This window comes from Methylocystis suflitae, assembly GCF_024448135.1.
GTDB lineage: Bacteria > Pseudomonadota > Alphaproteobacteria > Rhizobiales > Beijerinckiaceae > Methylocystis > Methylocystis suflitae.
Map to the genome: position 1 here is coordinate 1 of NZ_JAMRYX010000224.1, position 13,660 is coordinate 13,660.

The following is a 13,660-nucleotide window of genomic DNA, read 5'->3' on the forward strand; positions in this document are numbered from 1 at the left end:
TGACACCCCCAGCTGGCACGGACCTCTGCAGTTACGCTGCGCTTCGCACCGTCAAATGCCCGCACACAAAGGCCGGACACATGACTGCACCGTCCCGCGGAGTTCAAATCTCACAAAGCGCCTTGCCAATCGGGCCGTTCCACACATGAGTCGGAGCCCAATTTTGCGAGCCGATTGACACCTCATCCGAAAGTGAACTCGCTTCGCTTCAAGGAGAACTGGATCTCCTGCGAAAGCGGGGCTACCGGGATCACGCTGTGGCGCATGCCGATATCCGCGGTGGACAAGTTATTTCCTGTGACGGTCAAGCGAAGCGAAGATGCGCCGTCCGGCACCAGGACGCGCGATAATCCGGCATTCGATCAAGACCTTTGGATTGAAGCTTGGAAGCGTCGGCCGCGGCGTGTTCGCGGAGCGGGTAAGCAAACTCGTGGCGCATGATCCGCTGATCTCGGGGATCGCCGATTGCATGCTGCGGGCGCGCGCGGCGTTGTGGCAGGAATATCTGCGGCTGCACAAACTCGTCGTCGCGGTCGTGCGCAAAGACGAGTTGTATCCGCGCTTCACGGGCATCCCGGTGTCGGCCCCATTAGTGCGCTGGGGTTCAAGACCTCGGTCGACGATCCGCGCCGGTTTCGGCGCTCGAAGACCCTCGGCGCCTATCTCGGACCGACCGCCAGGCGGCGACAGTCGGGTTCGTCGATCGACGTTGGGGGCCACATCTCGAATGCGGGCAATGGCGCGGTTTGGCATCCGCTGTACGCGCTGACGAATAATATGCTCGTCCGTTTCCGTGGCTTCAGCAGCCTCAAGGCCTGGATTCTGAAGCTCGCCAAAAAACGCGGTCACAAACGCGCCTGTGTCGCGGTTGCGCGCAAGCTCGCAGTGATCATGCACGCCATGTGGCGCGACTTTTCGGAGTTCCGCTTCAAGGCTCCGCCGGCGACGTCTGGCGGCACGGCAAGCGCGCACCGTGGCTCATCGCCGCGCGGGAAGCCTTATCTTCAAATTAGGAGATCAGACTCGCCGTTTTCACCATTCATTTGAAGGTGGGGCCGTAACAGCGCTTACTGTTTTGGGGCTTGGCGCTACATGAAATTGCGGAAATCGAAGACACTATCCACCATATCCGGATTCTGCTGGATGATGTCAGCGAACGCCTTGGAGTAGACCAGCGTCACGGGAAGCTTCTTGTAGAGCGTGTTATTGTTCCAATCCATTTTCGTGAGCCCGATGATTCCGGCGCAGGTTTCATGCCAGCCGCCCGCGCCGCTGAAGCGACGGACCAGGACAGGCGATGGCGTCGGCTTGAGTGCGCCTTCTTTGTAGACGTTGTTGCTCGGATTGGTGACGTGGACGCCCTGGACGCTACCCTGTGTCCATAGCAGCGCCTCGTTCGCCGAGAGCGGAAAATAGGTGCCTCGTTCCACCGGATAGTTGTGGGCCTGCGGCGGCGAATTGAGATCAAAGCGCACGCCCTTCCAGTCCGCGCCCTTCACAATCTGAACCAGTTCGACCTCAGTACCGTCCTTGAAACTATCGAGCGCGCCTAGCAGCTCTTCTTCCTTGAACGGCGTGTTCTTGTGGATGGTAACTTTCCTGGGCGAGCGCCCGAAATGGCCGCCTTGATAAATCTCCAGGCTGCGCGAGAGCACGGACTGCATTTCATAGTAGGAAAGATAGGGGTTCTTGCGGCCATCCTGTGTGAACTCTCGCGCGTCATACGCGACGAACCGAAAGCCGGTGCCGTCCGGGTCAAAGAGCTGGCTGCAACAGGTCGTGTACTCGTTGCCTTCCCTGTCAGCCTTCATTGCGTAGCTGATGCCGATATAGGCTTCGTCCTGACGCAGGCCAGTCAGCTTCCACGGAACGCCGCCTGCCTTGGCGTAGAGCGCGACGCTTAGCCCCCACATGACATTCGCGCGGCATACGCGCGTGAAGCTCGCCTCGCGGACAATCTGAATTGGAATGTTGGATGGCGCGCAAAATGCTTTGAGAAAATCGTGAAAGTCAAAATTCTCGCCCTCGAAACACGCGGCCCAGTGTTCCGGGAGATAGACCAGCGCGACATCAAAATTGCTGCGCAGGGACTTGAGCTGGGCGAGGCACTGAAAGAGTCCGCGAGCAAGTTCGTGTTTCTCGCCGTTGCGTGCATGGTTCTCCAGCGCATCAGGAAATGTTAGGACCAGATTGTCGCTTACTGCCGCAATCGGAATCTGGAAGACCTTCAAGAATCCCGGATACTCAGGATAGTAGTTGACGGCTTCCTTCGGCTTGGCGCTGCCGTTCAACTCGCGAATGAGGGTCGGAAGTTTTTGCTGATGCAGCCTCGGCGCGACCAGCGCGAGACGCAACGTGCTGGGTGTGCCGTATTTGAGGCCGAAAGGACCGTGATTGATCAGACCCAGCAGCGGGTGTTTTTGCAATTTGCTTCCCGCAAACAGCAGGTCCGGCTCCGGCAGACTCGCATAACCCGAAAGTTCGCTTTGCGGCCCGCTCATGATACGTGCCTTTGCGAAAAGCCCGTCCGCGTGCCAAAGGAGAACGAAGGATTCTCGGCTGCGCTGCCCGAAGCGAAGGCCGATACGGTGACTTCGGTGTTTCGCACATCGGTGCCGACAAGCAGGCGAACCCAGGCGTCAAGAAGCTGATTGTATTTCTTGTTAAAGCGATCGCCCCGCCGCCTGTCCATGAATTCGTCCGCGACGCGGCGCGCCCGGCTCGGCCAGATCCAGATATCGGGATCAACAATCAGCCAGTATTTTCCATCACGTAGGTCGAGAGATATGCGCAGCGCTTCCGCCCAGCGAACGCGCTCCGGATCAGGGTGATGATCGTCGGCGGGCGCGACCAACCCGTCGATCTGGCCGTGAACCTTGCCGGTGATCTGGGCGAGGGCCGTAAATGCGGACTGATCCTGCGCATGTGCGTCAGCGATGATGAAGGCGTTCCGGCCATGTGTTCGCGTCAATAGCGGCTTGCCGCGAATGATCGCGGGGCACAGCGCCTCCTCAAGGAAGCCCTTGAGATAGAGATGATCATCCAGCGTCAGTAGCTGGTCGCCAATGTCGAAAGGAGCAAGCGTCTTGAGGTCCGCCTTAAAGTGTTCGCGCACCTCGGCCTCAGCTCCCCAGGCAAGAACCGCGTCCGCTTTTGTCAGGATCAGGCGGCCTTCTGATTTCCGCTGCACGTCCCGCAACGCGCGCCACTCTTTATCGCACGTGAAAGTGAGGCTCTGGCATTTACCAGGCAGACTGGTGAGAGGGAGCGCGTTGAGCCGCATGATCGGCTTGCGGGTCCCTGCTCCCGGCAGTGGAATCGAAACGCTCGCCGCCTGGGACTTGCGAACCTTCTTATCCAGCTCAGGCGATTTGCTCGGAAGATTGCGCCATATGCGGAGCATCAGCGCATCGTATGTTTCGATGGCGACGTATGCCGCCTTTACGCCCTTTGCGCGCGCGGCGATCAAGAGCTCCTCGACCGGTGGAGCGACCGGCACGCCCTTGATGCCCGTCCAATAGAATCCATGCGGAAACGCATTGGGAGCATCGATCGCTTGCCGGAACAGAGCCATCACGCTCTCATCGCGGCCGCTGAATCCGACGACGACGAAGCCAAAGCGGCTCGCTGCTATTTTGAGCGCCTGCGCGAGCTCGGCGTTTTGCGCGGTAAGATCTGCGGCAAGATTTTTCACGCTGTCATAGCGGAAGTCGCCATGAAGCTTGCAGTAGAACGGGAACTCCTCGTTGTTGAGGGCTTGAGCGGCCGAACGCGAGCCCTCGATGTGATAGGCGGAAAGGGAATTGCCACTTACCTCGGCGACGGCCTTCTCCACGATGCTGTCGAAATTCGTGGTGAAGGCGACGCGGCTGAGACCTGCGGAGAGCATCGCGCCGAGCACACGGTTGCCAACGGAGAGTGTGGCTTTGTCTTCGGCGAGGATACCCGCGAGATACCGGCGCTGCCGCTCCTTGTCGTCGCCAAAAATTTTTTCAAAGCAGGTCGAATATTCTTCGGGAGCCCATTCCGCAGGAAAGCCTTTCGAGGCCATGTAGGATTGAATGCGGGATCGCACGGCTTCCAGGTGCACATCCTGACGGGAGATGTCCTCATTCTCCTGCTGGCAATAGTAGCGCCGCTTCAAATCCCAGATGATGTCTGTCGCAGTTGGAAGCCCCGCAGATCTTGATGCGCCCGCGCCCAGAAACCACGCAAAATTCCGTGGCCGCTCGCAGATGATGCCCGTGAGTTGTGCCTGGTCGATGCTTAGCGGCTCGGCGCTCACAGTGAATATCATGTGGCGCGTGCCTTGCCGTGCTGCCGCACAAGCCCATCTGCGACCAGCTCACGCAGACGTACTTTTAGCGTGTTCCGATTTGCGCCAGTGATTGATGCAAGCTGCGCGACCTCCCACCTCCCTTTGAACTCATCGATTTCGGCGATGAGCTTCACGAGGTCGGGACCGATTACGAGCTTGGGCTCCCTCATGTCCAGGACGCCCTCATATCTGATTCCATACCCAATAATGCCCGATTACACCCGATTTTCCACCCCGGTTTTCTACACCCGCCAGCACTGAAGAGCCGGGACTCGGCTTCCAGCCGCGCTAAACGCACCTGGGGCAAATAGGACAAATGACTGCGTCAGCAGCGGTGGCTTGCAATCAACGCCTTGTTCACAGCAATGTGCTGATGCGAACGCCGAGAGCCGCCCAACACCACCTCTCCCACAACAACGAGATTCTGCCTTCGTGGTCTGGAGTAGTTGTGCGCCTGAAATCGTGGAGTCGGCGGAATTTGGCGCGCCCGAGGGGATTCGAACCGGTTATTGCGCAATATATGAATCCCGTGCAGCGCGAATTCTCACATTCCAAGCGATGCCGTGAGAATTCTCTGGACTTCTTTGTGGAACAGAGCGTTGCTTGAGTTCATGGACGGGCAGCAAACTGGGAGCCCTTCTCCTCACCCCGCCGGCATAGCGCCTCGGCGGGGTCATGTCAGTGACAGCGGATGCTGTTGCTCACTAAGGAGGAGAACATGCAGAAACTTACCAACAATCAATTGATCGTGCTCTCGAAGGCCGCTGCGCGGGACGATGGCGTCGCCGTTGCGCCGTATGGGATGAGCAAGGCGGCGGCGGCGAAAGTTGGATCGAGTCTCGTCGCTCGTAAACTTCTGCGGGAGAGTCGATCGAAGCCGCGGATGCCGATCTGGCGCGAAGCGGAAGGAAAGAACATCAGTCTCGTGATCACACGCGCTGGCCGCGATGCGATCGCGATCGAAGAAGACACATCGCCTTCGGATCGCATCGATTTAGAAGCGACGCGGGCCAGCGCCGTCGCAAAGACTCAGAAAGCCCGCGGCGCTGTGCAACCGGAAGAGCGTTCGATTGGCGCAGCGCCTCGCGCCGGATCCAAACAGGCGCTCATTGTCGACATGCTGTCGAAGGAAGGGGGCGTGACGATCGATGCGCTGATCAAAGCAACCGGCTGGCTACCGCATACAACACGAGCGGCTCTGACGGGGCTGCGCAAGCGCGGTTTTGCAGTCGAACGCATCCCGCATGCGCCTGGAGCATCGCTCTATCGGGTCGCGAATCGCCCCTGCCCGGCTCGGGGCTGATCTGATGACACGGTCCCCCTCGCGGCGGCGTCCGGCGGGCCTGCCGGACGCCACTGATATCAATGACGAGCTCACCCGCATCGCGGCGATGAACATCGAAGAGTTACGCGAGAGGTGGCGCGAGAAGCGGAAGCACGAACCGCTTGCCGCATTGACGAAGGATCTCATGGCCCGCGCCCTTGCACACTGGCTGCAAGAGGACCGTCTTGGCGGATTGGAGGCCCCTCTGCGCCGGCTTCTCGCGACGGTCGCCAAGAAGGGCTGCACGCCCTCCCGACGCTTGAAGATCGGTTCCGTCATTGTCCGGGAGTATCAGGGCAAAGCACAGGAGGTGCTCGTTGTCCCCGGCGGCTTCTGTTGGGAGGGGCGGGTTTATTCGAGCCTGTCGACCATCGCCTTGAAGATCACGGGCACAAATTGGAATGGGCCGCGCTTCTTTGGTCTGCGAGGCGACGAAGAGTCTGCGCGGTTACCAGACGCAGAGAAGACAATCCAATCACGCGCCCTGCCAACAAGCTCTTCAATTCGGCCCGGCAGGAATACGCCCGAGCCAACCCTTCCCCGCCCCCAACGCATAGGCGGCGACTCGCGAGCGGCCGCCTCTCCCACTTTTAGTCGGGGACGCAGCGCATGAAAACAGCCCTCGCTAAGTCTCAGCGCTGCGCGATCTACACGCGCAAATCGACCGAGCACAATCTCGACCTCGCCTTCAACTCGCTCGACGCTCAGCGGGAAGCTTGCGAGGCCTATATCAAGAGTCAGGCGCATGAAGGCTGGCGCCTCGTCGCCGATCGCTTCGACGACGGCGGACTGTCCGGCGCGTCGCTCGAGCGTCCTGCGTTGCAAGACCTCTTGGAGCAGGTCAGATCCCGTAAGATCGACATCATCGTCGTCTACAAGGTCGATCGCCTGACGCGCTCGCTCGCCGACTTCGCCAAGCTTGTCGAACTCTTCGATGCGTTTGACGTCTCCTTCGTCTCGGTCACTCAATCCTTCAACACCACATCAAGCATGGGAAGGTTGACCCTGAACGTGCTGCTGTCCTTCGCTCAATTTGAACGCGAGGTCATCGGCGAGCGCGTCCGCGACAAGATCGCCGCCTCCAAGCGCAAGGGGATCTGGGTCGGCGGGCCGGTTCCTCTGGGCTATCGAAGCGTCGGCAAGAAGCTTGAGGTCGTTCCTGAGGAGGCGGAACTGGTGAAGAAAATCTTCGCCGACTACCTGCGCGTTGGATCAATCGGCGAACTGGCGGCGGCGCTCGATCGGGAAGGCGTCAGACCAAGACCTCGGAAGCTCGCGAGTGGCAAAACGATCGCCGCCGAACGCTTCATGGTCGGTCCGCTCGCGCATATGCTTAAAAATCGCTTTTATGTCGGCGAAATCGCCTATCGCGGCGAGATCCACAAGGGCGAGCACGAGCCGATCCTCGATCGCGATGTCTTCGAGGCGGTGCAGGCGAGACTGGCCGAAGGCGCCGTCAAGCGAAAGCTCACGAGATCACGTACCTCCTCCATGCTCGTCGGTCTTCTCTTCGACGATCGCGGCAATCCGATGAGCCCGAGCCACGCCAACAAGAAGGGCGTGCGTTACCGCTATTACGTGTCTCACGCCTTGCTGCAGAACCGGAAAAGCGAAGCGGGAACCGTCTCTCGCGTGTCGGCGCCCGACATCGAACAACTCGTTTGCGACGCTCTGAGGGGGAGGCTGAACGCAAATGACGACGCATGCGATCGCGATCTGATTCGGGCCCGGATTGAGCGGATCATTATTGAATCCGATCGGATCGCGATCACGTTTCGCGAGCCGGAACTGAATGCGGATCTATCAGACTCTGAAAGCGCGCCGAACAGATTGACCGAGCTGACAATCCCCTTTGCTCCAAAACTAATTCCCCGGAAGGGAGTTGTGCATGCGCCATTGGACCAGGAGACGATCGATTCCGAAACGCGGGAGACGTTGCTGAAGGCGATCGCGCGTTCACGCGGATGGATGGAGACGATCCTTTCGGATCAGGCCGCATCGTTCGACAACATCGCTGCCGACGAAGGTCTCGCCGAACGTCATGTCCGGCGCTTGGCCGTCCTGGCGTTCCTGTCGCCGAAAGTCGTTCAGGCGATCGCTGACGGCGCCGCTCCCTCGGGTGTGACAGTCTCCAGCCTGACACAGGCTCTGCCCCATGCTTGGGCGGATCAAGAGCGACTGCTCGGCCTCGGCTAAAATCCCCCAATCACGATCTTGTCCGATTGCAACCGGCGCCGCGCCGTCTCGTGCCTCTGTTGCATCTTGATCCGGAAGCTATGACATAGGGAATAAATATCCGGAATATGCCGAAGCGCATCGACGAACCAGTCTGCGCGCAAAGCGAACCCGTCTCAGGTGGCGTCCGTCGAAAAATCCCGGACATTGGAAAATCGCCTACTGAGACTGTGCCTGAAATCACGCCGTTGAGAGCCGGATTTCCGGCTCCATAAAGTCTCTGAGACGCCAGTCCTCGCGCAAATGCCCCGAATTCCCGGCGCTTTCCCCAAAGTCCGCGTCCGGTCTCAGCATCCGAGAATGTGTGGCTGAGGACGCAGTCTCCCGCGAACCGGTCTCCCCTCTCCCCTCCCTGGCTCAAGAATAAAAACAGGGAAAATTCAGGCTTCACCCTCTCGTCTGCGATGAAACCCATGTAATTTTAGTGTCTTGACGCCGGTTCCCTGCTGCAAAAAAGGGAGGCATGTAGACGGAAACATGGGACGCGGGCCTGTTACCAGGTGAATTTCTTGTCGTTAACCGGGATCGGATTGTCGTTAGCCGGGATGCGATTGCAATTATCTGAATTGCGATTGCCGTTGAGCGGGATCAGCGCGCCGATAGTCGGGATATGAGAGTCGCTATCTGGAATGGCGGCGCCGTAAGGCGGGTGAATGTTGTCGGCCTGCGGCAACGCCTTGCGCATTTGCGATCGAACTGGGTGATTTGGGATTTCGACTCCGTCCCCCGGGTCTGGAATGGCCCTCGACCGACCTCTTGAGCGGAGTGCCTGCTGTGCAAACGCGCCCCGACCGGATCGAGGGGTGCATTGCGCTCACAGCAACGCCAGTATTTTGCAAGCATTCGGACGAGTATAAAGCGCCTTCTGAAACGCGCCGGTTGTTAAACGGCCCTTAAAGGGGCTTTGAAGCGCCTTTGAAGAGGCCCCTCCCTGCCGCGAATTTTGTTGCTACAGAAATAGCCCGCGGCCATGGCAGGGTCATGGCCGCGAAGGAGCTGGGTCTCGAAACGATCCCGACGCTGAAATTGTCGCATCTCACGCCCGAGGAAGTCCGCGCCTATGTCATCGCGGATAATAAGCTCGCTCTTAACGCCGGCTGGGACATCGACATGCTGGCGATCGAGTTTCAGGCGCTGATCGACTCGGAGTTCGACCTCTCGTTCACTGGCTTCTCTTTGGCGGAGATCGATTTCACCTTCGATCAGGCGCGGGAGGCTTCGGTCGCGACGCCGGATGGACTCGACGTCATCCCAGATTTACCCGAAGCGGCTGTAACACGCTTGGGCGATCTCTGGATCCTGGGAAAACACCGGCTGCTGTGCGGCGACGCGAGGGAGAAGCGTGATTACTCCTGTCTGCTTGGCGCAGAGAAGGCCGATCTGATCTTCACGGATCCGCCCTACAACGTCGCGATCGATGGCAATGTCACCGGGCTCGGACGCCACAGCCACCGGGAATTCGCCATGGCCTCGGGTGAGATGTCTCGCGAGGCTTTCACCGGGTTTCTGACCATCACCCTCTCCAACGCGGCTTCAGTATGCAAGGACGGGGCGATCGCGTTCGCCTGTATGGACTGGCGGCACATCCGTGAAATGACGGAGGCAGGCGCAGCCGCCTTCACCGAATTCAAGAACCTCTGCATCTGGAACAAGACCAACGGCGGCATGGGCAGCTTCTACCGCTCCAAACACGAATTGATCTTCGTCTTCAAAGTCGGGACCGCTCCCCACACCAACAACTTTGGTCTCGGCGAGACGGGTCGCTATCGCACGAATGTGTGGGACTACCCTGGCGTGAGTAGTCTTGGATCGGATCGTTCCGAGGCTTTGTCGATGCATCCGACGGTCAAGCCAGTGGCGCTCGTGGCCGACGCCATCAAGGATTGCTCTCGGCGCGGGGAGATCGTCCTAGACATTTTCGGGGGCTCCGGCTCCACCCTGATTGCAGCGGAGACCTGCGGACGACGGGCAAAGCTTATCGAATTTGACCCTCTCTATTGCGACGTCATCGTCTCCCGCTGGGAGAGACTGACGGGCAAGTCGGCCGTTCACGCCGAAACGACCCGACGCTTCGAAGACATTGCAGCCGAACGATTGCCGACCGCTCGATCGGCAGGAAAGGCGCGCATGACGTCTCGAACGAGGCGAGATCGACAAGTCCGGAAGCGCGGAGCGCTCGTCGACTGAGCCCGATCGCGTCCCGACGAAAACCCCCAAATGATACTCCACTCCTTGCCGGAGAATGATGACTTATGACAAAGCGTCGCGACGACAAATCTTCGACCGAAGATCCATCAGAGCAGTCGGAACGCTTGTTTTCCGACGAAATGGTGGATCGGTTGAAGAGCGTGCTGGTATTTGGCGAGCCGATTCCAACCCTGCCAAAATCAACGCGTTTCCAAAAAGGGCAATCAGGCAATCCAAAAGGAAGGCCTAAGAAAACGTCAAGCTTTCCGTTTCATCCCCGGATTGAGCCGCAGCCCATACAGGAATTAATTTTGGAAGAGGCCGAGCGCGGCGTCACGATCCGTGAGGGCGATAGCGTCTCTGTCATTCCAGCGAAACAGGCTCTTATTCGCGCGTTGCAGAATGCGGCCCTAAAAGGCAACCCTCACGCGCAGAGAACCTGGCTCCTCCTGCATGAGCGGATCGAACGAGAGAAGGCGATCGAGATCAAGGTGGAGAATGAATTTTGGGAAACCTATCAGCAGCAATGTCGGGAAGAAATCAGGGAAGCCGAATCAAAGGGCGCCGCGCCGCCGCTGCATCTTCCACATCCAGACGATATCATCATCCGATATGGAAAGCCGCCACTCTTCACAGGGCCGACGAACGAAGCAGAGCGCAAAGATTTGGAAGAACGCGTCAAACTCATGGACGCCTTCATTATGCAAATTGCCGTCAACGAGCGCTGCGCTTTGCCAGAAAATATAGAGGCAGGACTCCGATGCGCCGAGGCTGCGACACTATTCGTGGCGCTCGTGAACTGGACGCTGCCAAAGCGGCTCCAACTGAGCGATACCAACTTTACGACGAGGCTTATGTACTTTCAGAACATCCCGAAGCGCACACTCCTTAAATCGACCCGCGCAGCATGGAGCGCCGCCGGTCTTCATGTCCCGCGCGGCAAAATATTTCCAAAGCTCGAATTCGCCCTCGCAGTCGTGGACGGATTCAAGGCGGCCAACGCTAACAACAACTGAGAGGCCTCAAGTAGGCCTTTCCTTTAAGGCTCGCTGCGCGCTTTCAAAGTCGTGCACATGGCGTGCACTGGCTGCGGTCGGCGGTCAGAGTCGTCGCGCGCGAGAATCGCGTGACTTTTTCACGAGTGCACACGATTCCATAGCCACGCGCCAGTGTACCCGATCACATATCCGAAGATCGCCGTCACCACGATGAGCGTCGCCGATGCGGCTAAGCTGAAAGGCCCGATCACGATGTTGAGATGGATCATGTGGGCCCAGAGGATGAAATCATACAGCGTCTGGCCAATCCCGGTCGCAACAAGGATCGACCACACGAGGTGCCATCCGCCGAGAAGCGCTGCGCCTACGAGGCCAACTTTGTTCCTGTCTGCCATCTTTCCTGCCCGCCTTTCCAAAGAAACAATAAAGCCTAGGATCGAGCGTCATGATGGACGGGCCGCAATGAGCCACGCCAATCCCAGGACAATTGCGACAGCGATGGCGAGGCCCAACGCTGTCGCCGAAGGATGCAGGCCCTTTTCCTCGAAGAGCATCGGGTCCTCTTCAGGTGCCGACCCATACGCTCCCTCGGATGACGGGCTTTCTCCTCTGTACTGGCTCCACACCCACGCCTGCGGCACGCCCGTATTCCGGGCTGCGCGCTCTTCGTTTCTCCGCGTACCCATCGTCTATCTCAACAATCCCGACAACTCGGAAAAGCCACATCCGAGTTTTCTTCAGCGGCCGGCATCGCGCCTACGTTCTATCTAGAGCTGCGAGCGCGGGAGTTGATACTATGAACGTCGAAGCGATCATCTTCTACATCCTCCTCATAGACGCGATCAGCGCCAATATGATGGTGAGATTCGGGGTCAGTGGTACGTGCACAACTTCCGCACGCTTTCCCGCTGGTTTCCGCCGGCCGAAGGCTGGGTGCTCTATTACCTGGCGCTCATTTTGTGGGTCGGTTCGCTCCTCTATCGCGCTGGCATGCTGTTCTAATCCTCACAACAACGCCTGACCGCCCGATCTTCAGCGGTGCAAGTGGCTGAGCAGCCTCTCTCTCCCCATTCGGCGCGCGACACTGCATGTCATATACGCGCGGGTGCTCATGCGAGGCGTCTGCTGCGAAATTCTCGCTTCCGTATGCTTGGAGAGAAACATCCGAAGCACGAGAACGAGATCCGCCGCATATTTCGACGCGCCCAAGTCAATCGCCGCACGAATGTCAGAGACAATCATCTTACGTACGGCACTAGGGCCGCGCTTCAAATTCAAACGGTAGCTCGATAGCAGCGATTGATGCCTCGACGAAAGGACAGCCCCCGTGAAGAGTTCGTTTGTTTCGAGCGCTGCGAACTGTGCGCATTCTTCAAGGGTAATCATCGGTATGACTCCACCTTGGCCGCTCATGGCGACCATATATGTTGTTTCGTTTGATGCTGACCTCGCATTGCTCGGTGTGCTGCGCCGCAAAGAAGAGCTGCGTGCGAGCCAGGCGGAGAGCCGTCGAGGAATGAGTCTTTCTACCAAGGCATTGTGAACCCGCCGTGGCGTCGCTCGCACAATGTCATGAAAAAAATTTAATCACATTCCGATGGAACATTTTGATCCACCGCCCGTTCGCGCGTGCTGACAGGCGGTACAATGTACTAGGCAGGTCCCCCCTCGCGTTTCAGCGCGCCGATCCCGGTTCGCTGATAGCGAGGAGCAGACCTCATGCGTTCTTTCACACCAGCAAGACCGATCAAACGCAGGGCGTTTGATGTCCGCAAGAAGCGTGATCAATCGCGCGTCTCCGATGCCGAGCTCATCGCGATATTGCAACAGTGGCTCGGCGTGCGACGCGCGGGCGACGGTAAGGACATCGACGGCTCACTGCGCCGCATCTACGCGTCGCATGCCGCCGCCAAAGCGCCCCATCAAAGCGCGCCCCCTCGGAGGCCACTCTGTCAAAGGGTGACGGCGATGAAAATCGCCGCCGTGTATCAAGCCGTCACCCGATCCATCATCGCCGAGCTTGAACAGCGCGCCGCGCCCTGGGTAAAGCCGTGGAAGGGCGGCGCCCGCGCCGGCATCATGTCGGGCTGCGGCGCGGTCAGTCGCACTGCTGCGGCATTTTTTGATCAGCGCGCTCTAGCCATTGTGACTCCACGCATAAAGAGAAAGATCTATCACGCCCCTCACCGTGCAACGGCGCGAAAGCCAACGCACGAAGCTTTTGCCGACAGGAACGCTGTCGCTGAAGCGCCGGATCGCGGGCTGGGCGGCGCCGGAGCGCCGCTCGCAGCTCAATCAGTGAGGGCCCCCGAATGGCGTCGCCCTATGCGCCGGCCATCCCGATGGCGGCGACCTATGCGTCGGCCCGCCCGGCGGCAGTGGTCGATGCGGCCTCCATCCCGGCGTTTGCCATGTCTGCGTCGGCCCTCGCGTAATCGGATGGCAGTATGGAGGCCTACCGATTGTTCCCGGGGGACAACGTGGCTGGACGATCGGCCGACAGTGCGGGTATCTGCCCATCATTCCCGGAGGACAAGGCTGCGGCTCGATGATCCGTCGGCAATGTGGCTGCCAACGGCCGACCGTTCCTGGAGGACA

The 13,660-nt window shown here is 59.1% G+C and carries 11 protein-coding genes and 1 pseudogene; 8 read left to right on the forward strand and 4 right to left on the reverse strand.

Annotated features, from left to right (window positions below):
• Positions 1 to 465 precede the first annotated feature (465 nt).
• Positions 466 to 1,047, forward strand: a complete 582-nt coding sequence (locus NEI07_RS17095) for a transposase (protein ID WP_256036240.1) — start codon at positions 466 to 468, stop codon at positions 1,045 to 1,047.
• A gap of 41 nt (positions 1,048 to 1,088) precedes the next feature.
• On the opposite strand, the gene NEI07_RS17100 is transcribed toward NEI07_RS17095, so the two are convergent.
• The gene (locus tag NEI07_RS17100) at positions 1,089 to 2,501 is read right to left on the reverse strand and encodes an argonaute/piwi family protein (protein WP_256036241.1); all 1,413 of its coding nucleotides are present in this window, start codon (positions 2,499 to 2,501) and stop codon (positions 1,089 to 1,091) included.
• The gene (locus NEI07_RS17105) at positions 2,498 to 4,297 is read right to left on the reverse strand and encodes an SIR2 family protein (RefSeq protein ID WP_256036243.1); all 1,800 of its coding nucleotides are present in this window, start codon (positions 4,295 to 4,297) and stop codon (positions 2,498 to 2,500) included. Before NEI07_RS17105 ends, NEI07_RS17100 begins: the two co-directional genes overlap by 4 nt.
• Positions 4,298 to 5,036: 739 nt before the next feature.
• Here NEI07_RS17105 and NEI07_RS17110 point away from each other — a divergent pair.
• Genes NEI07_RS17110 through NEI07_RS17120 form a run of 3 tightly spaced genes read left to right on the forward strand, consistent with a single transcriptional unit; the run spans position 5,037 to position 7,838 of the window.
• Entirely contained in the window at positions 5,037 to 5,621 is a 585-nt protein-coding gene (locus tag NEI07_RS17110) for a DUF3489 domain-containing protein (RefSeq protein WP_256036244.1), read from the forward strand.
• 4 nt (positions 5,622 to 5,625) lie between these two features.
• Entirely contained in the window at positions 5,626 to 6,255 is a 630-nt protein-coding gene (locus tag NEI07_RS17115; RefSeq protein ID WP_256036246.1) for a DUF2924 domain-containing protein, read from the forward strand.
• Positions 6,252 to 7,838 carry a recombinase family protein gene (locus NEI07_RS17120; protein WP_256036248.1) on the forward strand — a complete coding sequence of 529 codons (1,587 nt, stop codon included), beginning with the start codon at positions 6,252 to 6,254 and terminating at the stop codon, positions 7,836 to 7,838. Before NEI07_RS17115 ends, NEI07_RS17120 begins: the two co-directional genes overlap by 4 nt.
• Positions 7,839 to 8,370: 532 nt before the next feature.
• Here NEI07_RS17120 and NEI07_RS17125 read toward each other — a convergent pair.
• Positions 8,371 to 8,562 (reverse strand): hypothetical protein, encoded by a 192-nt coding sequence (locus NEI07_RS17125; protein ID WP_256036249.1) that lies wholly within the window; start codon positions 8,560 to 8,562, stop codon positions 8,371 to 8,373.
• A gap of 296 nt (positions 8,563 to 8,858) precedes the next feature.
• Here NEI07_RS17125 and NEI07_RS17130 point away from each other — a divergent pair, with 296 nt between their 5' ends.
• On the forward strand, positions 8,859 to 10,064 hold the full coding sequence (locus tag NEI07_RS17130) for a DNA modification methylase (RefSeq protein ID WP_256036251.1): 1,206 nt from the start codon (positions 8,859 to 8,861) through the stop codon (positions 10,062 to 10,064).
• Between the two features lie 65 nt (positions 10,065 to 10,129).
• Positions 10,130 to 11,080 (forward strand): DUF5681 domain-containing protein, encoded by a 951-nt coding sequence (locus NEI07_RS17135; RefSeq protein WP_256036254.1) that lies wholly within the window; start codon positions 10,130 to 10,132, stop codon positions 11,078 to 11,080.
• A gap of 119 nt (positions 11,081 to 11,199) precedes the next feature.
• Here NEI07_RS17135 and NEI07_RS17140 read toward each other — a convergent pair whose 3' ends face one another.
• Positions 11,200 to 11,457 (reverse strand): hypothetical protein, encoded by a 258-nt coding sequence (locus NEI07_RS17140; protein WP_256036255.1) that lies wholly within the window; start codon positions 11,455 to 11,457, stop codon positions 11,200 to 11,202.
• Positions 11,458 to 13,030: 1,573 nt separating this feature from the next.
• Between NEI07_RS17140 and NEI07_RS19630 the strand changes: the two are divergent.
• Together NEI07_RS19630 and NEI07_RS17145 are read left to right on the forward strand one after the other, a co-directional pair.
• Positions 13,031 to 13,126, forward strand: a pseudogene (locus tag NEI07_RS19630) (ArdC-like ssDNA-binding domain-containing protein); the annotation flags it as partial.
• 248 nt (positions 13,127 to 13,374) lie between these two features.
• On the forward strand, positions 13,375 to 13,497 hold the full coding sequence (locus NEI07_RS17145) for a hypothetical protein (RefSeq protein ID WP_256036256.1): 123 nt from the start codon (positions 13,375 to 13,377) through the stop codon (positions 13,495 to 13,497).
• Positions 13,498 to 13,660: the final 163 nt, after the last annotated feature.